At 41.0% G+C, this 23,030-nt stretch carries 23 protein-coding genes; all 23 read left to right on the forward strand.

Annotation, left to right across the window (positions count from 1 at the left end):
* The first annotated feature begins 4 nt into the window (after positions 1-4).
* The 23 genes from IEE86_RS00825 (at position 5) to IEE86_RS00935 (ending at position 23,017) form a co-directional block, all read left to right on the forward strand.
* Positions 5-994 carry a phosphotransferase enzyme family protein gene (locus IEE86_RS00825; RefSeq protein WP_191095502.1) on the forward strand — a complete coding sequence of 330 codons (990 nt, stop codon included), beginning with the start codon at positions 5-7 and terminating at the stop codon, positions 992-994.
* Entirely contained in the window at positions 991-1,719 is a 729-nt protein-coding gene (locus IEE86_RS00830) for an SDR family NAD(P)-dependent oxidoreductase (protein WP_191095503.1), read from the forward strand. The genes IEE86_RS00825 and IEE86_RS00830 overlap by 4 nt, the downstream gene beginning before the upstream one ends.
* A 13-nt stretch (positions 1,720-1,732) precedes the next feature.
* Entirely contained in the window at positions 1,733-2,506 is a 774-nt protein-coding gene (locus tag IEE86_RS00835) for an SDR family NAD(P)-dependent oxidoreductase (protein ID WP_191095504.1), read from the forward strand.
* A gap of 15 nt (positions 2,507-2,521) precedes the next feature.
* On the forward strand, positions 2,522-3,328 hold the full coding sequence (locus IEE86_RS00840; protein WP_191095505.1) for a histidinol-phosphatase: 807 nt from the start codon (positions 2,522-2,524) through the stop codon (positions 3,326-3,328).
* A gap of 24 nt (positions 3,329-3,352) precedes the next feature.
* A complete protein-coding gene (locus IEE86_RS00845; RefSeq protein ID WP_224740722.1) occupies positions 3,353-4,435 on the forward strand; it encodes an inositol-3-phosphate synthase in 1,083 nt (360 codons plus the stop codon).
* 3 nt (positions 4,436-4,438) lie between these two features.
* A complete protein-coding gene (locus IEE86_RS00850; protein ID WP_191095507.1) occupies positions 4,439-5,290 on the forward strand; it encodes an HAD hydrolase family protein in 852 nt (283 codons plus the stop codon).
* Positions 5,291-6,427: an aminoacyl--tRNA ligase-related protein gene (locus tag IEE86_RS00855; protein ID WP_191095508.1), complete on the forward strand. Its 1,137-nt coding sequence runs from the start codon at positions 5,291-5,293 to the stop codon at positions 6,425-6,427.
* Positions 6,414-7,544, forward strand: a complete 1,131-nt coding sequence (locus IEE86_RS00860; protein WP_191095509.1) for a nucleotidyltransferase family protein — start codon at positions 6,414-6,416, stop codon at positions 7,542-7,544. The genes IEE86_RS00855 and IEE86_RS00860 overlap by 14 nt, the downstream gene beginning before the upstream one ends.
* 4 nt (positions 7,545-7,548) lie before the next feature.
* Entirely contained in the window at positions 7,549-8,775 is a 1,227-nt protein-coding gene (locus tag IEE86_RS00865; RefSeq protein WP_191095510.1) for an ATP-grasp domain-containing protein, read from the forward strand.
* A gap of 16 nt (positions 8,776-8,791) precedes the next feature.
* Complete coding sequence (locus tag IEE86_RS00870) at positions 8,792-10,081, forward strand: type III PLP-dependent enzyme (protein WP_191095511.1); 1,290 nt, start codon at positions 8,792-8,794, stop codon at positions 10,079-10,081.
* Positions 10,068-11,261 (forward strand): acyl-CoA dehydrogenase family protein, encoded by a 1,194-nt coding sequence (locus IEE86_RS00875; protein ID WP_191095512.1) that lies wholly within the window; start codon positions 10,068-10,070, stop codon positions 11,259-11,261. The genes IEE86_RS00870 and IEE86_RS00875 overlap by 14 nt, the downstream gene beginning before the upstream one ends.
* A gap of 27 nt (positions 11,262-11,288) precedes the next feature.
* Positions 11,289-12,281, forward strand: coding sequence for a hypothetical protein (locus IEE86_RS00880; protein ID WP_191095513.1), 993 nt, complete (start codon positions 11,289-11,291; stop codon positions 12,279-12,281).
* Positions 12,253-12,807 carry a hypothetical protein gene (locus IEE86_RS00885; protein ID WP_191095514.1) on the forward strand — a complete coding sequence of 185 codons (555 nt, stop codon included), beginning with the start codon at positions 12,253-12,255 and terminating at the stop codon, positions 12,805-12,807. Before IEE86_RS00880 ends, IEE86_RS00885 begins: the two co-directional genes overlap by 29 nt.
* A gap of 12 nt (positions 12,808-12,819) precedes the next feature.
* The gene (gene asnB / locus IEE86_RS00890) at positions 12,820-14,787 is read left to right on the forward strand and encodes an asparagine synthase (glutamine-hydrolyzing) (protein ID WP_191095515.1); all 1,968 of its coding nucleotides are present in this window, start codon (positions 12,820-12,822) and stop codon (positions 14,785-14,787) included.
* Between the two features lie 62 nt (positions 14,788-14,849).
* Complete coding sequence (locus IEE86_RS00895; protein ID WP_191095516.1) at positions 14,850-15,122, forward strand: YlmC/YmxH family sporulation protein; 273 nt, start codon at positions 14,850-14,852, stop codon at positions 15,120-15,122.
* A gap of 124 nt (positions 15,123-15,246) precedes the next feature.
* The gene (dpaA, locus tag IEE86_RS00900; protein ID WP_191095517.1) at positions 15,247-16,149 is read left to right on the forward strand and encodes a dipicolinic acid synthetase subunit A; all 903 of its coding nucleotides are present in this window, start codon (positions 15,247-15,249) and stop codon (positions 16,147-16,149) included.
* A complete protein-coding gene (gene dpaB / locus IEE86_RS00905) occupies positions 16,146-16,739 on the forward strand; it encodes a dipicolinate synthase subunit B (protein ID WP_191095518.1) in 594 nt (197 codons plus the stop codon). The genes dpaA and dpaB overlap by 4 nt, the downstream gene beginning before the upstream one ends.
* Before the next feature lie 139 nt (positions 16,740-16,878).
* Positions 16,879-17,898 carry an aspartate-semialdehyde dehydrogenase gene (asd, locus tag IEE86_RS00910; protein WP_191095519.1) on the forward strand — a complete coding sequence of 340 codons (1,020 nt, stop codon included), beginning with the start codon at positions 16,879-16,881 and terminating at the stop codon, positions 17,896-17,898.
* A gap of 92 nt (positions 17,899-17,990) precedes the next feature.
* Entirely contained in the window at positions 17,991-19,205 is a 1,215-nt protein-coding gene (gene dapG / locus IEE86_RS00915; RefSeq protein WP_191095520.1) for an aspartate kinase, read from the forward strand.
* Positions 19,206-19,235: 30 nt separating this feature from the next.
* A complete protein-coding gene (gene dapA, locus IEE86_RS00920; RefSeq protein WP_191095521.1) occupies positions 19,236-20,102 on the forward strand; it encodes a 4-hydroxy-tetrahydrodipicolinate synthase in 867 nt (288 codons plus the stop codon).
* Positions 20,103-20,273: 171 nt separating this feature from the next.
* Entirely contained in the window at positions 20,274-21,941 is a 1,668-nt protein-coding gene (rnjB, locus tag IEE86_RS00925; RefSeq protein WP_191095522.1) for a ribonuclease J2, read from the forward strand.
* Positions 21,942-22,061: 120 nt separating this feature from the next.
* Complete coding sequence (locus IEE86_RS00930; RefSeq protein WP_191095523.1) at positions 22,062-22,790, forward strand: ClpP family protease; 729 nt, start codon at positions 22,062-22,064, stop codon at positions 22,788-22,790.
* A complete protein-coding gene (locus IEE86_RS00935; RefSeq protein ID WP_191095524.1) occupies positions 22,787-23,017 on the forward strand; it encodes a YlzJ-like family protein in 231 nt (76 codons plus the stop codon). The genes IEE86_RS00930 and IEE86_RS00935 overlap by 4 nt, the downstream gene beginning before the upstream one ends.
* Positions 23,018-23,030: the final 13 nt, after the last annotated feature.

The following is a 23,030-nucleotide window of genomic DNA, read 5'->3' on the forward strand; positions in this document are numbered from 1 at the left end:
GGCCATGACGAATTTACATGTTGCTTACAATGTCCTGAAATGCTGGTTCTCGGAACAGCCTCACCGTGTAACACCTTTAAATGGAAGAAGCCCTAATGCCGGATGGCTAGTAGAATACACGAAACAACGATTTGTATTAAAAAAATGTGTTAGGAATCATGATGCTGAATGGCTTCGTTATTTAGAAGATTTAACAGATGCACTGCTTGACCATGATTATCCGATTCAACCTATGATTGAGGCCAAGAACCAGCATAAAACCATTTTATACAAAGAGAGCTTCTGGCAGCTGCGACCATTTTTTGAAGGAAGACCATATGAAATGGGAAATCGTTCAGATGAACAAGAAGCCATTCTGGTATTAAAAAAGCTTCATTCATTGAAGAATTTGCCGAAAGGTCCTGTGAATCCAAATTGTGAACTGAAAAACTGGTTGACTTATCCTGACGATACGTTGAACCAGACAGCTTGTGTACTAAAAAAAATTGTTTCTTCTAAAAAGGCTGCTGCTTTACTCAAAGTGTATGAACAGGAGCTTATGAATGTCCTTACATTGTTAAATCCAAGTATTTATGAGGCACTGCCTCATGCTGTCACACATGGTGACTTTCATGCTGGCAACCTCCTTATGCGTAACAAGAAGCTGGCCATGGTACTTGATTTTGATACAGCAAGTTATAGACCGCGAATATATGATGCCGCCATCTCTGCTTTTTTGTTAACGAGAATCAAGCGCGGGACGTTTCAACTAGATATGGTAAAAACGATTCAATTTTTAAAGGCCTATGACGAAAATTTATCGAAAAACGAATGGCGCTCTATCTCTGCTTTTATCAGACTATTATATATTCCAACAGGTCGATATTTAATGCTCCTGCATCAGCATACGCCCCACTTCCTTAACTGGTATATTGATTGGTCTTTTGAAGCACTAGAATCTGCATCGCACCAGCTGAAGGAAGATTGGTATCTCCAAAAGGAGATGAGGATATGAAAGTTGCGGTTGTCACAGGTGGAAATAGGGGCATAGGGAAAGAAGTTTGCAGACAGCTTGCTCAAGATGGAATGCTCGTGATTTTGACAGCTCGGCAGCTTGAAAGCGCCCAATTAGCGGCTTCTGAAATGAATGAGCAGGTTATTCCGTTTCAACTGGATGTCACAAATATAGAAACGATTGAACGATTGTCGGCATTTATTAAGGATTCGTACGGAAGAGTAGACGTGTTGATTAATAATGCTGGAATTTTTCATGACAATATGAGGAATGAAAGATTTCCATCTTTTCTAGACCTTTCTGTATCGACACTCCAAGAAACGATGGATGTCAATCTATATGGTGCAGTCAGAATGACGAAGGCCGTTTTTCCTTACATGAAAGAGGCTAGGTATGGACGGATCGTCAATGTATCTAGCGGTATGGGAAGGCTCTCAGCCATCTGCCCATCAGACGATGTCAGGCGTGACGGTAAAAGCGGGCCATATTATCGGATGTCAAAAGCTGCTTTGCATGTTCTGACAAAAGTCACAGCATTAGAGGGAGCCCCTTATTCAATCCTTGCCAATGCTGTGTGCCCAGGCTGGGTGCAAACTGACATGGGAACATCAGAAGCTATTAAAACCGTGCAGGAAGGTGCATCAGGGATTGTCTGGGCAGCGAAGCTACCTCGAGATGGACCAACAGGAGAATTATGGAGAGATGGGAATAGACTTCAGTGGTAGAGGAGGCAGCTACATGCGAGGTATGAAAGAAAAGACGGTCATTGTCACAGGTGGAGCACAAGGAATTGGCTATGCGGTCGCAGAACGTGCGGCACAAGAAGGCGCACAAGTCGTCATAGCTGATCACCATGTAGAATACGGGAAAGAAGCAGAAAGCCTGCTCAAAGCAAAAGGGTATGATGTGTTGTTTATCGAGGCTGATATTGCAGATGAAGAGGCAATCGTTTCAATGGTAGAAAAAACAGTCAATCATTTTAATCAAATTGACATGCTCGTTAATTGTGCAGCGGTTTTTATTATGCGAGGTCTTGAAGCAACTGTTGAAGAATGGCGGCGTATCATGGATTTGAATATTATGGGACAAGCTCTTTGCGTCAAACACACTGCACCCTACATGGAGAAAATAGGGAAAGGGTCCATTGTCAATATAGCATCAATTTCAGGTCACATTGCCCAGCCGAAATATTTAACATATAACGCAACGAAAGCAGCCGTTGCGAATATGACTCGATGTATGGCAATGGATTTGGCTGATGTAGGGATTCGTGTAAATGCAGTGAATCCAGGTACAGTATGGAATAAAAATAACGAACGGTTTCATTTAGAAGAACTTGGTCTGACAAGAGAACAAGCGAATCAGCACCCTGATATTGGAGGAATGCACATGTTGAAACGAACTGCTGATCCAGAGGAGATCGCATCGGCTGTCATTTTCCTTCTTTCAGATGAAGCGAGCTTTATTACAGGAGAAAATTTAATGGTTGACGGGGGCTATACAGCCATGTAGAGGAGCAAAAATCTCATGAAATTTGATCTGCACACACACCATCATCGCTGCGGTCATGCGGAAGGTCATATAAGAGAATATATAGATGAGGCGGTCAAATTAGGTCTAGAGTTTATTGGAATATCGGATCATTCACCATTTTTTGGTGAAGAGGTCGATCACTTTAAACCATGGGTGGCGATGGCTAAAAGTGAATTTCATTCATATGTAGAGGAAGTCCTCCACTTGAAAAGAGAATATCAAGGGAAAATTCACGTGCTATTAGGTGTTGAATCTGACTATTTTCCTGAGCACGAGACCCTCTATCGAGACGTGTATCGACATTATCCATTTGATTATATCATCGGTTCTGTCCATGTCAGTAATGGATATGACCTATTTAACCGAAAGCGATGGGAACGTATGACAGAGCAACAAGCCATCATTGAAAAAGAAGTGTATTACCAGCTGATTCAAATGTCCGCAAAGAGTCGTATGTTTGATATTTTAGGTCATATTGACGCCTTAAAAGGATGTTATCCAGAGATTGCTCATATCAAAACAGAAGCTGTCGATGATGCGTTTAAAGTGATGGCGGAGAGTGGCTCTGTCATTGAAGTGAATACCTCTGGTAAAACAAAAGACTGCGGAGGGTGGTATCCATCAATTGATCTATTAGAACGTGCCAGGTTTTATGGTGTTGATGTCACATTTGGCTCTGATGCACATGAGCCAGCTCGCGTGGCAGATGATTGGCAAGAAGTGAAAAATACGTTGAAGACATTGGGTTATCAAGAATGGTGCATTTTTCAATCTCGTCAAAAGCGCAAATTGGCTCTATAAATTTTAAAAAAAGGGGTTATGAAAATGACAAAAGTTCGTGTAGCAATTGCAGGAGTGGGTTCATGTGCTTCAAGTATCGTTCAATTTGTTGAAATGGCAAAGGGGGAAATGGATACGCTCTCTGGTGTCATGCATGAAGTCATTGGAGGATATCAGTTATCTGACGTGGAATTTATTGCAGCTTTTGAAGTGGATCAAAATAAAGTAGGAAAGGATCTATCAGAGGCGATCTTTACTAAACCAACGGCTGCGGTCAAACATATAGATGTTCCTTTTCTTCAAGTGCCGGTTGAAGCAGGTCCTTTATGTGATGGGCTTGAAGGAGATTTGTCCAACTGTATTAAGCCGCATGAAGATTCACTGAAAATGAGCACAAATGACGTGGTGCAAAGACTGAAGGACGTTCAGGCAGATGTGCTTGTCTGCTTCTTACCGACCGGTTCATTTGAAGCTGTTCGTGTGTATGCAGAGGCGTGTGCACATTCACATACTGCCTTTATTAATGCGACACCAGAACCAGTGGCAAATGATCCTGAATTTGTCAAAATGTTTGAAGACTCAGGTACCCCGCTCCTTGGAGACGACTTAAGAAGTCATCTAGGTGCAACGACATTGCATACCGCGTTAATTGAGCTATTGAAATCCCGCGGGATTGATATCACCAATACGTACCAATTGAATGTCGGAGGCAACACAGACTTTTTAAACCTTGCCAATCCAATGAGATCAACGAGTAAACAAAAATCGAAGCGAAAAGCATTGTTCGCCTCTGGTATTGATGCCAGTGAAGTCGCAGCAGGTCCAAATGGATATGTTAGCTATCTAGGAGATCATAAAGTCTGCTTTCTTCGATTAGAGGGAAATTCAGTTTTAGATTCTGAGATTTCACTTGAAATCCGCTTGCAAGTAGAAGATAGTCCGAATTCAGCTGGAGTAATTGCGAATGCGATGCGTGTAGCAAAAGCAGCTAAAGACGTAAATCATAGTGGTGTCATTCATGACGTATGCCCATTCTTATTTAAAAGCCCTCCAATTGGACAAGTAGATTCAGAATCATTGCGTCTGTTCAATGATTATGTAGCAAATGCTGAGCTGAAAAAGGTGTAATAAGTGGAAGCGGGACGAAACCTTCGTGAGATAAAATTTGCCGCTTTTGATTTGGATGGAACATTAATTGACGATCGAGGTCAACTCATTGGTGATGTCCATGGCGCAGTGAACATGCTGCGCCAAAGAGGCATTATTCCAATAATTGTGACAGGTAGAACCTATGATTCTTTCTTTTCTCTGAACTTAGATCCATCGCTACTTGCTTTATTTCATCCTCATGTTTTGCTGAATGATGGAAATGTCGTTTGCCATCATCAACAGAAAACGTTTGACGTCAAACAATATTTAGATTCGGCTTTATGCAAACAAATCTTCTCATTACTTGATGGAAAAGCTGAATTTGTCATGGAATCAAATGGGAAACACGTGGCATCAAGTAAAAGCGCTAAGTTGAAATACTGCATGCTTTACACATTTCCGCGAGAAAAGATAGAAGTTGGTCATAAGAAAGAATTCAGCTTTGACCGTGTGACAAAATTATTTATTTTACCAAAAGAAAAAATAGAGATCGCCCATAAATTAAGAGATTGTCTTTGTGATGTAGCAGATGCCCAGTTTTTAAATGCTCAAGTGATTTCTCCGAAAGGAATTTGTAAGGCAGATATGCTAGAGCGCCATTTATTAGATTATTTTGGGGAAAGTGATTTAAGTCGTGTGATTGCGTTTGGAAATGGTCATAATGACAGGCTGCTGTTGAAGAAGTCGAAGTGGGGCATAGCCGTTCAAGATAGTCACCCCTCAGCGATTGAGCTATGTGATGTTCATTTAAAAGAGCCTATTGATGACTATCTTCACAAAGCTTTACAAACGTTCGAATCACCACACGTAATCAATGAAAAGGGGGGTATTTAGTTGAGGAACCTTCAACTGCCTTTACCAGACACACTAGAAGATACAATGATTCCGGATTTTATGGAAAGGGTGTCATTTCTCTCTGCCCACATTCTGCACGTTGCCCTTCGCGAAGAGGAGTCTGTCATTGAAGTCACAGTCGATCAAAAGGGGGATATGGATGCAATATCAACTGCGTTTTTTGAGTTATCGTCGAACGTGGCTCAATTACGGAGGTTTCGTGAAAAAGAAATGAAATCAAATATTCATTTAACCAGTGGGCCTGTTCATTCGAAACTAAGTGGGGATGACCAAAAGAGAACCTTCTATGATGAAATTGAAATGGAACTCTCACACTACTTTGACCAATTGTTTTTAAACATAGGGGCTTCACTAGGAGCGAAACAAAGACGATATCCTTCTACGATCAGTAAAGAGTTAATGGAGAAATGTAAATATCATACGAATTTTCCGCAAAATATTTATTCGGTTTTTGAAATTCCTCATGATTATCAAATCATTGATGATATTCGAGAGAAACATCAAGGCTTTCTTCCAGAACACTTTCAGCAGGCAGGCCGCTTTTTACAGCCGTGTATTTGTTATCACTGTTACGAAGAATGGGAAGGAAAAACGTATTCAGAAAATCAAATCATGACGGCTTCGGGTCAATGCTTTAGACATGAAATTTCTTGGAAAGTTGATCCACTAAGGAAGCTAGAGTTTAGTATGCGTGAAATTGTGTTTATTGGTGATAACGAATATATCAATGAAACAAGAAAAGCACTTCTTGAAAACACATGGCAATGCTTTCATCAACTTGGCCTTAGTGGAAAGGTGACGACAGCAAATGATCCCTTTTTCTTTTATGATGATATGGATAAAGCAAATTATCAATTAATGGCTAATAGCAAATATGAATTAGTGGCGGTCACAGAAAAGAAAGATGTATCGATCGCTTCTTTTAATGACTGTGGAGAGATGCTTTGTGACAGGTTCCAGATCAAAGGAGAAGATGGTATGCCCCTTTATTCTGGCTGTGCCGCATTTGGTATCGATCGATGGGTTCAAGTATTTTTACAAACGTACGGTCGAAATCGAAACAATTGGCCTGAAGACATGCTTCGTATAAAGGAGGGGACCTATGTTGCAAAGTAATCTCACTCAAGAAGAACACACAGCCCTGATCTTATCCACCCCTTTTTTAAAAGATCATCAGATTCAAGAGATGCAGGAGCTTCTCTATAAGCAACAAGACTGGAATGTTATTCTCGGAATGTTACATGTTCACCGGACAGCAGGTATTGCATGGAAAAATATTAAACGATATGCCATTCATTTAAGAAAAGATTTTAAAGCGACTTATTTTTTAAAGTCTTTAGAGATTATGTACAAGGGTCAGTTGGAAACAGCACGAGACAATATCTCGTTAAACGATCAGTTATTCCAAGCGCTTGATCAAAAAGGAATTGAGTATGCCATTGTAAAAGGAAGTGTGATTGGCGAGTGGGCGTATGGCGATGTAGGGCTTCGCTTATTTGGAGATAACGATCTCTTTATCTCGCAGGATCAACTGCAGGAAACGGGACATGTGTTAAAAGAACTAGGGTATATTCAAGGTTCTTGGGACTATGAAAACGAGACAGTCACACCTGCGAAACGAAAAGACATTCTTTACCTCATCATGAACTCACATCAAACCTACACCTATATGAAACCTACACCAGAATGCCGCTTTATTGATTGTCATAAAATAGATGTTCAATTTTCAGTTGACCTCATGACAGGAAACCGGACGGATTCAATTGTCCAAGAAATGCTGTCTAGACGAATTCAAACATCCGTTGATCAACACCTTGTATGGTCATTAAAAGAAGAAGATATGCTGCTTTTCTTATGTATTCATTTTTACAAAGAGGCCATTTATTTAAATGAAGTCGAAGCAATGAAAGACTTACTTCTTTATAAACTGCTTGATATATATGGAATGTTTATGAGGGAAGACCTTGTTGATGTAGATCTATTTGTCAATCGAACGAAAACATATGGATTTGAAAAGATGGTCTATTTCGCTTTGCATTATGTAAATGAAGTCTTTCCACATACCATTTCAGATCTTGTCATGGATGCACTTCAACCAGAATCGCTTACGTATTTATCCGAAGTGTTAGATGCAAATGATGTCGTTCATACTTGGGATCAGCCGATTCGCAAACGATTCTTTCATATAAACCGGTCATTAGATATTAAAAAGCATTCTGTTCATAAGGAGTAATGTGATGAAAGATCCGGCAGCGCTATTTGATTTTATGGGAAGAAGCGACGTTATATGGTTTGGGAATATGAATCAAGAACAAAGCTGGGACCAAACAAAAGCTTTACCTGTGATGACAGACCATGTACAAAATGAACTGGTCCTTCAGCAAGAACAACAGCTGCTTTTGATTGCATCTAAGGATCATCATGTCATTTTTCACCATCAGCCTGACGCGGCTTTTTTAAGCTATTTGAAAAAACGAGGTATCCAGCTGCCACATATGGTTCAAAAAGAGGAGGCTTTCAACCAAAAGGGCTTCATTGTACCTTATCTTTTTGATGAATCACTTGAACAAGAAGCATTTATTGAAAATAGAAGGATATATGGATCAGATCCAAAACTTGTTAAGCGGTTAAATCATAAAATTTTCACTAGAAGATGGGCAGAAAAACATCAATTTAAAGTCACTTGCGGTGCTATCTGTCATCATGCGGATGAGTTAAAACGGACGTATGAAGAATTAAAGGCGAAGAACTTCTCGAAAATGGTACTTAAAATACCTTATGGATCATCTGGGAAGGGGCTTCGTATTTTAAAAAACGAACGAGAATTCATGCAGCTTCTCACCTTTATCGAAAGAAGAAAGATCCAAACAGACCTGCTATTAGAGGGGTGGCATCCGATTAAACGATCATTAAATGCCCAGTTGCTTATTCAGGATAAAGAGTCACATTTACTGTCAATTACAGAGCAGAAAATCAATGAAGACGGCATTTATTTAGGGACCGATTTTGTTCCTGTTTATGAAATGGACAAAAAACGTGAATACGAAGAAAGTATGCATCGCGTCATAGAGCTTCTTTATGAAGAAGGATATAGAGGTGTGGTTGGAGTCGATTCAATTATTGATGAAAATGAACAGCTCATACCGATTATTGAAATAAATGCTCGGTTCACGCAGGTTACGTATTTACTCTCAATCATTTGCCGTTTTTTTTCAGCGAATGAATATATCGAGAGCCGCTTTAAAAAATTCTCAAGCAGCGCTGACCTGCCATTTGAAGAGGTTTTAACAGAGATCACGAAAGCACTCAACCCAGGAGAAGATGGTGGCTTTTTTATTTATACATTTGGTAAGACGAGAGCTGACGATATGTGGCACTATCGATTATTTATCTTGTTTTACCATATGAAGAAGGACAAGCAGGACCATATGATGGCCATTTTTGATGATATGGAATTTTCTTGAGAAAGGAGGAGAGAATTTGCCTAAAAATGACATGACGCTCGTAGAGAAAGCGAATCGTTATGGGACGCCGATGTATGTGTACGATGGGGATGAATTAAAAGATCATTATGATCGCATTATGTCATGGCTCCATCAATCAGCAGAGGTGTTCTTTTCATTTAAAGCTAATGGTAATCTTTCGATTGCTTCATTGTTACGGTCTTTTGGGGCAGGGATAGAAGTTGCTTCTGTAGGCGAGCTTTTAATGGCTGTAAAAGCCGGATATTCTCCGCAACACATCATTTTTTCTGGACCTGGTAAACGAAAAGAAGAAATAGATACAGCCATTCAGCATCAAATATACTGCATTATCGCAGAATCAAAGGAAGAACTAACCTATATCGCGGAGTCTGCAAAACAGCAAGGAAAGCAAGTATCAGTAGGAATTCGTATCAATCCTGAATCAATTGAGTCAAGGGCAAAAATAAAAATGGGCGGTGTTCCAAGTCCATTTGGGATAGATGAATCGAAACTTGGAGAAGTATTTGATCTTTTTCAGGCGTATGAAGACACGCTGTTGTTTAAAGGCATTCATATGTATTTGGGAACTCAAGTTCTTGATGAAACGTCGCTATTATCATCGTTTGAATATACGCTCAACACAGCTGTTCGAATCAAGAATGAATACGGGTTAACATGCCAGATGGTTGATTTAGGCGGAGGATTTGGGATTCCATATTTTCAGCATGAGACACCCCTCCATGCTGAAAGGCTATTTCAAGATGTAGCTGAAATGATTCAGGCGTATGAATCTGAGCTAGATTTCCCAAGGTTTATTATCGAAATGGGACGTTTCCTTTTAGCGGAATGTGGTGTTTACTTAACAGCCATTCAATATGTGAAAAATTCAAAAGGGGAACCATTCTTAATTGCAGATGGTGGAATGCATCATCATCAAGCGATGACATTTAGAGGCAGGCTGCTGCGCAATAATTATCCAATGCGGCTCATCAAGCATTCCAATCAACCTGTGGACGTAGTGAAACAAACGATTGTAGGTCCACTTTGCACCCCGGAAGACTTAATTGGTAGGCAGGTAGAACTCCCTCAAGGTGAACCAGGTGATCTACTTTGTATAGAGAAATCAGGCGCATATGGACTTTGTTACAGTCCTACCTTATTTTTAGGCCATTCTTCTCCGCTAGAGCTGCTTTTATTTGAAGGAGACGATTATATTATTCGAGATAGAGGTCACCCAGAAGATCTCTTATTAAAACAGAACATGCCGTTTTTTAAACAAAGGAGGGTTGAATGTGAAACTGACTGAGCTTCGTCAAGAAACGATCGATCATCTCGTTCTCCATTTCTCTGAAAGAGCCAGGCAGCATGATACTGAATTTCAATTCCCACATCAAAACCTTGACGAACTTATTGCATGTGGTTTACATGTCGCCAATATGCCGAAACAAGATGGGGGTCTTGGGTATGGTTTTGAAGAAACTGTGACCCTCTTGTCACAAATAGCGAAAGGCTGTGCATCGACAGGGTTAATTATGGCGATGCATTACTATTCACTTGGCGCCTTTTCTGAAGTGCTGTCAAGTGAGCAACAGTCCTCCGTTTTTAATGATATCCGCCGTTCAGGAGAGTTAATTGCATCTGTTAGCGACCCGAATGTGATTTTTATTTATCAACGAAAGCAAATGGAAGGAATCCCAACCATTACAGCAGAAAAAACATCTGGCGGATATATAGTGAGTGGAACAAAATTTACTGTAACCGGTGCACCGCGCATTAAGTATTTGCCCATTTATTGTCAATATGCACCTTCATCGTGCACTTCTCAATACGGAATGACCGCACTTTTAATGACGTTACCGAGTGAGGGGGCCGAAATTGAGGAGTCATGGAATTATTCTGGAATGAGAGCATCCATGAGTCATCACATTCATTTTGATCAAGTCTTTATACCCGATGATCATCTCATCGGGCGAGAAGGGTACGCAATAGAAGATACTGAAAATTTGATCTATTGGTTTCGTTTAGCTGTTACAGCCGTTTATTACGGCATTGCAAAAGCAGCATATGAACATGCCCTCGGTATGGCTTATCAAAAAAAAGACCGAATTTCCAAAAAGAAGACAGCTTTTTTACCGGGTCAACAATTTCGTATCGCGGATATGAAAATCAAGTTAGATGTTGCACACTCTCAGCTCATGTCCTGTGCTCAGCAAGCAGATAAAGAAAAAGCACAAAATCATTACACAAGTGAGTTGTATACAAAGACGCTTATTACAAAACATTTCGTCGCGCAGGCTGCAGAAGAAATTGTGCAGCTGGCCTCTCAGGTAGAGGGTTTTGCTTCATTACAGCAAGGGTCTTTTTTGGAACGTCTTAGCCGAGATGTCAAAGCAGCTAAATTCCATCCGCCGTCTGAAGATGTATTAAAAGAAGTGATCGCAAAAAAAGAGCTTGGCATTATCCCATTAAAAAACCGCTGGGTATGATGGCAAGAAAAAAGGGAGGAGATACATTTGACTATTGTAACGCCTATCTTTCGGAACAATTATTTGAACTGCTCTCAATTAACGATTGCTGCCATGCTTCTTAGAAAAGGGATTGAAATCGACAGGATTTGGAGGCAAGCTGGCATTGTGTATAGATCACAAGACCAAGGATTTGTTCTTATGGGTTCCTTTAAGCATTTCCGTGAGGATATTTTTCACCATAATGGCATCCATTTAGAAGAAATTTTTTATCCTGAAGAGGAAGTAGATCTGTATATCAACAGGGTGTTCAAACAGCATCCGAGCAACGGGACTGTGTCTGTTTCACTGGATATTTTTGAATTGCCATACTGCCCATTTTATGAAAGGGAGCATGGGTATCACACATTAGAGGTACTTGAGGTAAAGGGTGATGATGTGGTGGTCAGTGATCACGCATATTCATATCATGGCACCTTAAGTAAAGACCATTTGATGAAAGCTGCCCGCTCTATATATGATCATACGCCTCGAACTGAAAATCGATATAAATGGATTAAACATGTGGATCACCAGCAAGAACCAGATGTGCTGACGATTTTAAAAGAGCATACTGCCATTTTAGAAGGAGCACCTCCCCATTTTGAATTGCCTGGCGCCATCACAGGCTTAAAAGCTATTTCAATCATTGAAAGAGATTATATTGATAGTATAAAAGACAACGAAAATGGAAACCTATTAGATAATGTCTATTTTGAAGGGTTAAAGGATGTAGCCAACTCGAGAAAACATATGGTGACCTTCTTATCCTCTTATGAAAATGAACATTTACAGCCTCTAATACAAGCCTTTGAAGATGCATATCAAAGCTGGACAGTGCTCGCCAATTTCACGGCTAGAGTAGGTCTCAGCAAGAACCCCCGCAGCATGATTGAACGGACGTCAAACCGGTTTCAGAAAACATTAGAAATTGAAACAAGCCTGCTCTCACAACTAAAAGAGGTGATTCAAAATGAAGACCTATCAAACCATCTCTCTTGATGATTATGTGAATAATAGAGGCATCACGTATCAAAATGAATATGACAAAGGCCAATTAACTATTGGCGGAGCCTCTTTACCGGCTGAGTTAGTCATGAACCTGCAGCATCCTCTTGTCGAAGGTATCCCTTTTCAATTCATTTATAAAGATCAAGGTGACAATATTGAATTAGAGGGTCAATCTATTCACCTTCCGCTCTTGGAAGCAGAAGCACTTCATGTCATTGGCTGTTCTTCCAATGGCAATTTATACGAAAATATTTCATTTTTACGAGAGGGGAAAGTTGTGTATGAAACTCGGCTTTCCTTAACCGATGTCATTGAACATGAACCTGCATTTAATGATCGAACTGCATATGCATTTGATTATATTCATACGGTAGCGGGTATCAATCGTCATTTAACATCAAGGCTATGGCTGGATTCTCTTTTGTTATCACATACAGTAGTTTTTGATGAAATCCGCTTTCAAGATAATCCTTTTATGCATATTTTCGCAATGACAATTCAGCAGTCAGACAATTGATGGAAGGGAGACATGTCTATGTGCGGCATTGCAGGTTATTGTCATTTTAACCAAGCGCCACTTGACCCTCACATCTTACTGAATATGAAAAACGCGCTTGCTGTGCGTGGACCTGATGATAGTGGTGTGTATCAAGATGAATCAGTTGGTTTGGTTCATACGCGGCTTTCAATTATTGATATTCATTCTGGCCCGCAGCCAATAACGAATGAAGACGATTCTATTTTTGTGATTTTAAATGGAGAGATTTATAATTTTCAAGAATTGAGACAAGACTTATGGAATAAAGGTCATACGTTTCGTACGCAGACAGATACAGAAGTACTTGTTCATGGCTATGAAGAATACGGAATTTCATTTATTGAGCAATTAAATGGAATGTTTTCTGCTGCTATATGGGATCAAAAGAAGCAAGTGTTTTATTTATTTAGAGATCGGTCTGGGATTAAGCCGCTTTATTTTTCTGAATGCCGGGGTGGGCTGGTTTTTGGATCAGAAATGAAGTCACTTCTTCAGCATCCTGATATAAAAACTGCCGTTCAGCCTGAGGCTGTCATTAGTTATTTATCATTCCGTTATTCGATCGGTGAACAAACCTTCTTTCAAGGAATTCAAAAATTACCTCCAGGTGTCTGCTTGAAAATGGATGAAACAGGAATAACAAAAGAGGCCTACTGGGTATATCCTCTCCCGTCGGATAGGATCGATCGAGGGGAACGTTATTATCAAAAAGTCTTATTTGAATTACTTCAAGATTCTGTACAAAAACAGATGATGTCAGATGTGCCAGTTGGTGCTTTTTTGAGCGGAGGGGTGGATTCGACTTCTATTGTTGCTTTCATGTCCAAATATGCGAACGAGAATATTCATTGTTTTTCGACCAGTTTTGAAGAAGAAGGCTTTTCTGAAGAAAGCTATGCGAAGTTAGCAGCAGACCAATACAACGTTAAGCTCCACTCCCATCGAATGAGTGAAGAAGAGTACTTTCGCTTATTGCCTGAAGTTGTGAAGCGTAGAGATCACCCCCTTTCCATTCCTCATGAAGTCGCTTTTTACCGTATGTCACAGGAAGCAAAAAAGCATGTGACGGTTGTTTTATGTGGCGAGGGAGCAGATGAATTGTTTGCAGGGTATGGGCGCGTATTTAGAAGTCCCGCAGATTGGCGGAAAATCCTGTTGCTTCAAAAAAGCCGAAAGTTGTCACCAATGCTTTCAAGATTATTATTTGATTCATCCTTTCAGCAGCAATTGCATCAATATATTCACCTTGAAGATGAAATGGATCATTACAAAAGAAGGTATGCGTGGTTTACTGAAGGAGAAAAAGAGCAGCTTTTAGGTCATCACGCTGCCTCATTCGATTCTTCCAATTCGCACATGGATCAATTTATCGCGCAGTGCTTTGAAAAAATGGAGGGAGAGTCGTACGAAAACAAACTGCTTTATTTATTTCAGCAGATCCATTTACCGAATCTGCTAGATCGGCTTGATATCATGTCAATGTCACATGGGCTTGAAGCGCGTGTTCCGTTTCTTGATCATCGAATCATCCAATTTGTCAATGACATGCCTTTTCAATATAAACTTCCTTACAAGGGATTCGCTAGCAGGCTGCAAGCATTTTTTCAATCGAGTCTCAAAACGAGCGAGGTCCAAGATATTCCGAAATATATGTTAAAAAAGACAATGGAGCAAACGGTAGATAAGCGTATATTATATAGAAGGAAAATGGGCTTTCCAGTTCCTGTGTATCATTGGATGAGCAAAAGGATGGGAGAAGTTGAAGAGAAGCTTCTTGATCAACAAAGCTTTGCAACTGAATTGTTTCAAAGAAAGCCGCTTGAACAATTCTTAAGAAATGACCCGAATCAGAAAAATAAAAATGGAGCAGACCAAAAAGTTTGGATGCTCTACAATTTGGAATTATGGCATGATCACTATATCAAGTCTGCACGTCTTCCTCTGCCATCTGTTCATTAAATGCATCCGGTCTATTCCCTTGTCCTCCTGCATATATATTATGGAAGGGAAGTGATGCGGTTTTGAGGCTAAGTGAGCTGTCAGGAAAAGAGATTGTCGATATCAAAAGAGCGGAGCGGCTTGGCGTGCTGGGACAAACCGACCTTGAAATAAATGAACAGGACGGTCAGATTACAGCACTCATCATACCTTCCGTCAAGTGGTTTGGCTTGCGAAAACAAGGAAATGACATCCGCGTTCCGTGGAATCACATTCAAAAAATAGGATCAGATATGATCATTCTCGATGTGCCTGAAGAACTTCAGCCACACCGGGAAAAAGAGCACCCATCATAAAAGGGGTGCTCTTTTTCTTTTCTCTTCCCGATTTGTTCACAGGCTGAATCCTCCCCTCATATGCTGAAAGGGAGATTCAGAAAATATTACAGACTTTTTTAAATAAAGAAGGTGAACGGTCAGTATGTTGAGCGGTTTAACGGTTGCGGTGATCGGGGGAGATGCAAGGCAGCTTGAAATCATTCGCAAGCTGTCACAGCAGCATGCCAAAGTATTTTTGGTCGGATTTGATCAGCTGGATCATGGGTTTATCGGTGCTGAAAAACTAAAAATGTCAGAACTTCCTTTTGAACAGGTAGACAGCATGATTCTGCCGGTATCAGGTGCAACAGATGAAGGCGTCGTCGCCACGGTGTTCTCAAATGAGCAGGTCGTGCTGGAAGCAGAATATTTAGAAAGAACCCCTGCACATTGTACCTTGTACTCAGGTATTTCTAATACGTACTTAGACAATCTGGCAAAGCAGGTGAACCGGAAGCTTGTGAAGCTGTTTGAGCGCGATGATATTGCCATATATAACTCTATTCCAACAGTTGAAGGGATTATCATGATGGCCATTCAGCAAACGGATTATACGATTCATGGATCACATGTGGCCGTCCTGGGGCTTGGAAGAACAGGGCTCACCATTGCCCGCACATTCCGGGCACTAGGTGCGGACGTGAAAGTAGGTGCTGCAGATACAGCTCATTTAGCGCGAGCCTTTGAAATGGGACTCGATCCATTTTCAATGGACCAGTTAAAAGAAGAAGTCGCAGGCGTTGATATTATCATCAATACCATTCCAAGCCTTGTATTAGATTCATCGGTTATTGTCAGCATGACACCAAAGACACTGATTTTAGATATCGCCTCCCGCCCAGGCGGAACAGACTTTGACTTTGCGCAAAAGCACGGAGTAAAGGCGCTTCTTGCACCAGGTCTCCCAGGGATTGTGGCACCAAAAACAGCAGGGCAGATCATCGCAAAAGTGCTTTCCGGGCTTTTATGTGAACTTGCGGAGGAAAAAAGGGGGATGAAATCATGACAACATTAAAAGGAAAAAGAATCGGCTTTGGATTAACAGGTTCCCACTGCACGTATGAGGCCGTTTTTCCGCAAATCGAAGCACTTGTGAAAGAAGGGGCAGAGGTGCGTCCTGTGGTGTCGTACACGGTGCAAAGCACGAATACGAGATTCGGAGAAGGAGCCGACTGGATTGAGCGGATCGAGAAGCTGACGGGATTTCAAGCAATTGACTCAATCGTCAAAGCAGAGCCGCTCGGACCTAAGCTTCCACTTGATTGTATGGTCATTGCGCCTTTAACAGGAAACTCGATGGCGAAATTTGCAAATGCGATGACAGACAGTCCTGTTTTAATGGCTGCCAAAGCAACCATTCGAAATCATCGTCCTGTCGTGTTAGGTATCTCGACAAACGATGCTTTAGGCTTAAATGGTACAAATCTCATGAGGCTGATGTCGACAAAGAACATTTTCTTTATTCCATTTGGTCAAGATGATCCATTCAAAAAACCGACATCCATGGTAGCGAATATGGACCTTCTTTCTCAAACAGTGGAAGAGGCGCTCCAGCATAGACAAATTCAGCCGATTTTAATTGGATCAAATGTATAATAGATTCACTAGAAAATCATGAAAGATTCAAAAAAGATGCTTCAAGCCTTGCTTTTCTATGGTAAAATAAAATGTAAAAAGTCATAGGATGGCCATCCGAAAGTAAAGAATGATGGATGGGTCGGAAGGAGTTTTACTGATGGGAAGAGGATTGCATGTAGCTGTAGTTGGAGCGACTGGAGCTGTTGGTCAACAAATGTTAAAAACACTGGCTGACAGAGATTTTGAAATGGATACACTCACTCTACTATCCTCAAAACGTTCTGCTGGAACAAAAGTGACATTCAGAGGTCAAGAGTATACTGTTCAAGAAGCAACACCTGAAAGCTTTGAAGGGGTAAGCATTGCATTATTCAGTGCTGGAGGAAATGTTTCCAAGGCGCTAGCTCCTGAAGCAGTCAAACGAGGTGCGATTGTTGTAGACAACACAAGCGCTTTTCGTATGGACGAAAATACCCCTCTTGTCGTACCAGAGGTAAACGAAAAAGATTTACATGACCATCAAGGGATCATTGCAAACCCTAACTGTTCAACGATTCAAATGGTGGCGGCATTAGAACCGCTTCGTCAGGCGTATGGAATGAAAAAAGTCATCGTGTCCACTTACCAGGCAGTATCAGGTGCAGGACATGAAGCCATTGACGAGCTATACAGCCAGACGCAGGCCATTTTAAATAAAGAAGATGTAACACCAGAAGTCATGCCTTATCAAATTGCATTTAATGCGATTCCGCAAATTGATAAATTCCAAGACAATGGCTATACCTTCGAAGAAATGAAAATGATCAACGAAACGAAAAAAATCATGCATTTGCCAGAGCTAGAAGTAGCGGCAACATGTGTGAGACTTCCAATTGAAACAGGTCATTCAGAATCTGTTTACGTTGAACTAAAATCAAATGACGCAACGGTTGATGACATCAAATCAATCTTAAAAGATGCACCAGGTATTACGCTGCAAGATGATCCGTCTCAGCAAATTTATCCAATGCCTGCAGATGCTGTTGGAAAAAATGACGTATTTGTCGGCCGCATTCGGAAAGATTTGGACCGTCCAAATGGGTTCCATTTGTGGATTGTATCTGATAATCTGCTGAAAGGCGCTGCATGGAACTCAATTCAAATTGCAGAAAGCTTAAAAGCATTAAAATTAGTTTAACATTCAATGGATGATGAGGACGAACAGAAGAGAGTTAGGCATCTTTCGCCTGCTCTCTTCTGTTACGTCAGAATGAACTTGGAGTGAAAACAGTGAAAATAATTGTCCAAAAATTTGGCGGTACATCTGTCAAAGATGATCAAGGTAGAAAAAGGGCACTTGCACATATCTTATCTGCAAAAGAGAAAGGCTATAAATCGGTTGTCGTCGTTTCTGCAATGGGACGAAAGGGCGATCCTTATGCGACAGATACGTTGCTTAGTCTGCTTTACGGCAGCGCGCAGCACATGACAAACCGCGAAAAAGACTTACTTGTTTCTTGCGGAGAAAATATTTCAGCTGTTGTGTTTTCAAGTATGCTGAATGAAAACGGGCTAAAGGCTGTAGCGATGACAGGGGCTCAGGCAGGCTTTGTGACAGATCAAGAGCATACGAATGCAAAAATTATTGACATGAAGTGTGAACGTCTTGAAGCAGCCCTTTCTGAGCATGATGTTGTCGTTGTTGCAGGGTTTCAAGGAGCCGCGAAAAATGGAGACGTGACCACAATCGGACGAGGTGGCAGTGATACATCAGCAGCTGCTTTAGGCGCTGCCCTTCAGGCAGACTTTATCGATATTTTTACAGATGTAGAAGGGGTTATGACAGCAGATCCCCGCATTGTAAAAAATGCAAAGCCACTAAGAGTTGTGACGTATACAGAAATTTGCAACCTCGCATATCAAGGGGCGAAAGTCATTCACCCGCGGGCTGTTGAAATTGCGATGCAAGCAAAAGTACCAATGAGGGTCCGTTCAACATACTCTGATGATGAGGGTACTCTTGTGACATCACATTACTCAGATAAAATGAGTCATGATGTGTATGACCGCCTGATTACGGGTATTGCACATGTTAATGATGTAACGCAAATCAAAGTCCCGGCAAAAGAAGGGCAGTACAGCGTCCAAACAGAAGTCTTCAAAGCAATGGCAAACGCACAAATCAGTGTTGACTTCTTCAACATTACACCGAGTGAAATTGTGTATACAGTGACAGGTGCAATGACTGAAAAGGCAACGTCGATCCTAAAAGACCTCGGCTATATACCGTCTGTGACAACAAATTGCGCAAAGGTATCAGCTGTTGGAGCAGGCATCATGGGTGTGCCGGGTGTCACATCTAAAATTGTATCGGCTTTATCAGAGCAAAACATTCCGATTTTACAATCAGCTGACAGTCATACGACCATTTGGGTGTTAGTGCACGAAGAAAACATGAGAGCGGCTGTCAATGCCCTGCATGAAGTGTTTGAACTTTCAAGATAAATGTGATTGAATCATGATGAGGTGAAAAAAATGAATTTCGGAAATATCGCAACAGCTATGATTACACCTTTTGATAAAAAGGGCAACATTGATTTCCAAAAACTATCAATTCTCATTGATTACTTGTTAAAAAACGGCAGTGACTCTTTAGTCGTTGCAGGGACAACAGGCGAATCGCCAACTTTATCGAATGAAGAAAAGGTCGCTCTTTTTCAGCAATCGGTGAAATTAGCAAATGGTCGTTGTAAAATCATTGCAGGAACAGGCAGTAATAACACAAATGCGTCTATCAAACTAACGAAAAAAGCAGAAGAAGCGGGCGTTGATGCAGTGATGCTTGTCGTACCTTACTACAACAAGCCATCACAGGAAGGCATGTATGCACACTTTAAAGCAATTGCCGAGTCTACATCTCTTCCTGTCATGCTTTACAATGTACCAGGAAGAACAGCTGCTTCATTAGCACCAGAAACAACGATTAAACTTGCGCAAATACCAAACATTGTCGCGATCAAAGAAGCAAGCGGCGACTTAGATGCGATGACAAAAATCATTGCTGAGACGCCAGAAGATTTCGATGTATATTCAGGTGACGACAGCTTAACACTTCCTGCTGTAGCTGTTGGTGCAAAAGGAGTCGTTTCTGTGGCATCTCATATCGTAGGACTTGATATGCAGCAAATGCTGAAAAGCTATGCGTCCGGTCAAACAGCCAATGCAGCATTGATTCATCAACAGCTGCTTCCAATCATGAAACAGCTTTTCTCAGCGCCAAATCCAACGCCTGTCAAAACAGCTCTTCAGCTGAAAGGACTAGATGTCGGATCTGTTCGTCTCCCGCTTTTGCCTTTGTCAGAAGAAGAGAGACTTGATTTAAGCGGCGTATTAAATAGCTGATCAAAACAAAAATATTCGTAAGCGGTCATTCTCAGATGCCCCTGAGTGTGACCGTTTTTTATACATAAACACTTTCTTAAAATGTGACTTCATCTTGTTTTCTAAAATTAGATTCAGTTATAATAGCATTAAGCGATGATGGACGGGCTTGAGACTAGGAGGATAAGAATTTTGAAAAAGAAAAATACAGAGAACGTAAGAATTATTGCACTGGGAGGCGTTGGAGAAATCGGGAAAAACTTATATGTCATTGAAATTGATTCAGACATATATGTTGTAGATGCAGGTTTAATGCATCCAGAAAACGAAATGCTAGGCATTGACGTGGTCATTCCTGATATCTCTTATTTAACTGAACGAGCTGATCGGGTGAAAGCAATTTTTCTTACCCACGGACATGATGAAGCAATCGGAGGCGTATTCCATGCCTTGAGTAAATTGTCTGTACCAGTCTACGGGACGAAGCTGACCCTTGCGTTACTTCGAGAAAAATTAAAGCAATATGGCTTCAATCAAAAAGCTGATTTGCGTGAGGTACATGCGAAATCGGTGATTACATTTGAAACAACAAAGGTATCATTCTTTAGAACGAATCATAGTATTCCTGATTCAGTCGGGATCAGCTTCAAAACCTCTCTTGGTTCCATCGTGTGCACAGGTGATTTTAAATTTGATCAAACCCCAGCGCTTAATCAAGCCTGTGACATCGGAGAGATTGCGAAAATCGGAAACAATGGCGTTTTAGCACTTCTTTCAGATAGTGTGAATGCTGAAAAACCAGGCTATACACCGTCTGAGGCGATCGTGCAAGACGAAATCTCAAATGCGATGTACAATGCTGAGAATCGTGTGATAGTTGCTGTATCTTCATCGAATATTAACCGCGTGCAGCAGATCATTAATGCAACCATTCAAAATGACCGTAAGCTTGCCGTAGCAGGAAAGAACATGATGACAACTCTTCAGCTGGCCATCAAGCTCGGTTATGTCACAGCAGACGAAGAATTATTTGTGCCAGTTCAAGAAGTCAAGAAAATGGCGAAAAATGATGTGGTCATCCTGACGGCGGGAAGCCATGGTGAGCCCCTTGCGGCTTTAACAAAAATGGCCAAACAAAATCACAAACAGCTTCATATTGAAAAAGGTGATACCGTTGTGATTGCATCTACACCTCTTCCAGGACAAGAACTCACGTATTCAAAAACAGTTGACTTCCTCACAAGAAGCGGAGCACAGGTGATTTTTGCTCAAAAACGCGTACATGTATCTGGACATGGCTGTCAAGAAGAGTTAAAGCTGATGCTGAACTTACTAAAGCCGAAGTATTTAATTCCGGTGAATGGCGAATATCGTATGCAAAAAGCACATTCTCGTATTGCTGAAGAAGTGGGAATGAAACGCAGTGACATTTTCTTGATTGATAAAGGAGATGTGGTTGAATTCAGAGGACAGAACGTAAAGATCGGTGAAAAAGTTCACCAAGGTAACATTTTGATTGATGGTCTTGGCGTTGGTGATATCGGTAACATTGTGCTACGCGATAGACGCCTATTGTCTCAAGATGGAATCTTAATTGTGGTCATTACGCTTGATAAACAAAAGAAACAATTAATTTCTGGACCTGAAATCATCACAAGAGGATTTGTGTACGTAAGAGAATCCGAAGAACTGATTGTGAAAGCAACAGAGATGGTAAAAGGAGTTGTCAAAGAGCAAACGGAAAACTCTATCGTTGAATGGTCAACTCTGAAACAATCCATGCGTGATGTATTAAATCAATTCCTATATGAAAAAACAAAACGTAAGCCGATGATCATTCCAATTATTATGGAAGTGTGATGAGATAGCCCAAGGAGCACAAGCTCTTTGGGCTTTTTTGATGTGGCGTGAGCAATGCGGATGGAATAAGTCCTTCTTGTTCATAATAGGAGGAGAGTTTTTAGGAAAGGATGGAGACAAATGGACGAAAAGAATGAACAGCAGCCTGAGCGTAAGCCAGAAGAAAAAGATAGCATCATGAGCAAAATACAGCAGCTTGGTGAAACAGCAGTGCCACAGCTGCCGCAAGATACGAATATACATTGTCTGACGATTATTGGACAAATTGAAGGACACATGCAGCTTCCGCCACAAAATAAAACAACTAAATACGAACACGTCATTCCGCAAATCGTAGCAGTTGAACAAAACCCAAAAATCGAAGGACTTTTAATTATCTTAAACACAGTGGGCGGCGATGTAGAAGCGGGTCTAGCCATTGCGGAAATGCTAGCGTCACTATCGAAGCCGACTGTATCGATTGTGCTCGGCGGCGGACACTCAATCGGTGTTCCAATCGCTGTATCATGTGACTATTCATATATTGCAGAAACAGCCACGATGACTATTCACCCCGTGCGTTTAACCGGTCTTGTCATTGGTGTACCGCAAACCTTTGAATACTTAGATAAAATGCAGGAAAGAGTCATTAACTTTGTCACAAGCCATTCAGACATTACAGAAGAAAAGTTTAAAGAATTGATGTTCTCAAAAGGCAATTTGACAAGAGACATTGGAACAAATGTCATTGGTCATGAGGCAGCGGAATACGGACTTATGAATGAAGTAGGCGGCGTAGGACAAGCGATTAAAAAGCTGAACGAACTCATTGGAGACAAGGCATCTCAAAATAAGGGGCTGGTCCAATGATTTTATATACCCCTATGCCCTATGAAGCCATTTATGCCGAGGACCAAGGAGACCGTAAACTGCAGCAGGTGAACATTCAAGGCGTACCAGTGATGGTTGAAATGAAAGAAGATGAAGCTGAAATTGTTCAAGTGATGAGCACCAACCCAATGGATTTTTTAAATGAAGAGCTTGCACCAGGCAAGCGATTGAAGTTACATTTAGGCACCAATCAAACCGACTCATAAGAATGATTCTATG

It is taken from the genome of Bacillus crepusculi (assembly GCF_014764715.1).
GTDB lineage: Bacteria > Bacillota > Bacilli > Bacillales > Bacillaceae > Bacillus.

Coding starts and splice junctions, on each gene's coding strand:
- dapA (WP_191095521.1), top strand. CDS start 19,236: ATGAATTTCGGAAATATCGCAACAGCTATGATTACACCTTTTGATAAA.
- IEE86_RS00935 (WP_191095524.1), top strand. CDS start 22,787: ATGATTTTATATACCCCTATGCCCTATGAAGCCATTTATGCCGAGGAC.
- dpaA (WP_191095517.1), top strand. CDS start 15,247: ATGTTGAGCGGTTTAACGGTTGCGGTGATCGGGGGAGATGCAAGGCAG.
- IEE86_RS00840 (WP_191095505.1), top strand. CDS start 2,522: ATGAAATTTGATCTGCACACACACCATCATCGCTGCGGTCATGCGGAA.
- IEE86_RS00835 (WP_191095504.1), top strand. CDS start 1,733: ATGCGAGGTATGAAAGAAAAGACGGTCATTGTCACAGGTGGAGCACAA.
- IEE86_RS00830 (WP_191095503.1), top strand. CDS start 991: ATGAAAGTTGCGGTTGTCACAGGTGGAAATAGGGGCATAGGGAAAGAA.
- asnB (WP_191095515.1), top strand. CDS start 12,820: ATGTCTATGTGCGGCATTGCAGGTTATTGTCATTTTAACCAAGCGCCA.
- IEE86_RS00860 (WP_191095509.1), top strand. CDS start 6,414: ATGTTGCAAAGTAATCTCACTCAAGAAGAACACACAGCCCTGATCTTA.
- IEE86_RS00865 (WP_191095510.1), top strand. CDS start 7,549: ATGAAAGATCCGGCAGCGCTATTTGATTTTATGGGAAGAAGCGACGTT.
- dpaB (WP_191095518.1), top strand. CDS start 16,146: ATGACAACATTAAAAGGAAAAAGAATCGGCTTTGGATTAACAGGTTCC.
- IEE86_RS00825 (WP_191095502.1), top strand. CDS start 5: ATGACGAATTTACATGTTGCTTACAATGTCCTGAAATGCTGGTTCTCG.
- IEE86_RS00885 (WP_191095514.1), top strand. CDS start 12,253: ATGAAGACCTATCAAACCATCTCTCTTGATGATTATGTGAATAATAGA.
- IEE86_RS00930 (WP_191095523.1), top strand. CDS start 22,062: ATGGACGAAAAGAATGAACAGCAGCCTGAGCGTAAGCCAGAAGAAAAA.
- IEE86_RS00845 (WP_224740722.1), top strand. CDS start 3,353: ATGACAAAAGTTCGTGTAGCAATTGCAGGAGTGGGTTCATGTGCTTCA.
- asd (WP_191095519.1), top strand. CDS start 16,879: ATGGGAAGAGGATTGCATGTAGCTGTAGTTGGAGCGACTGGAGCTGTT.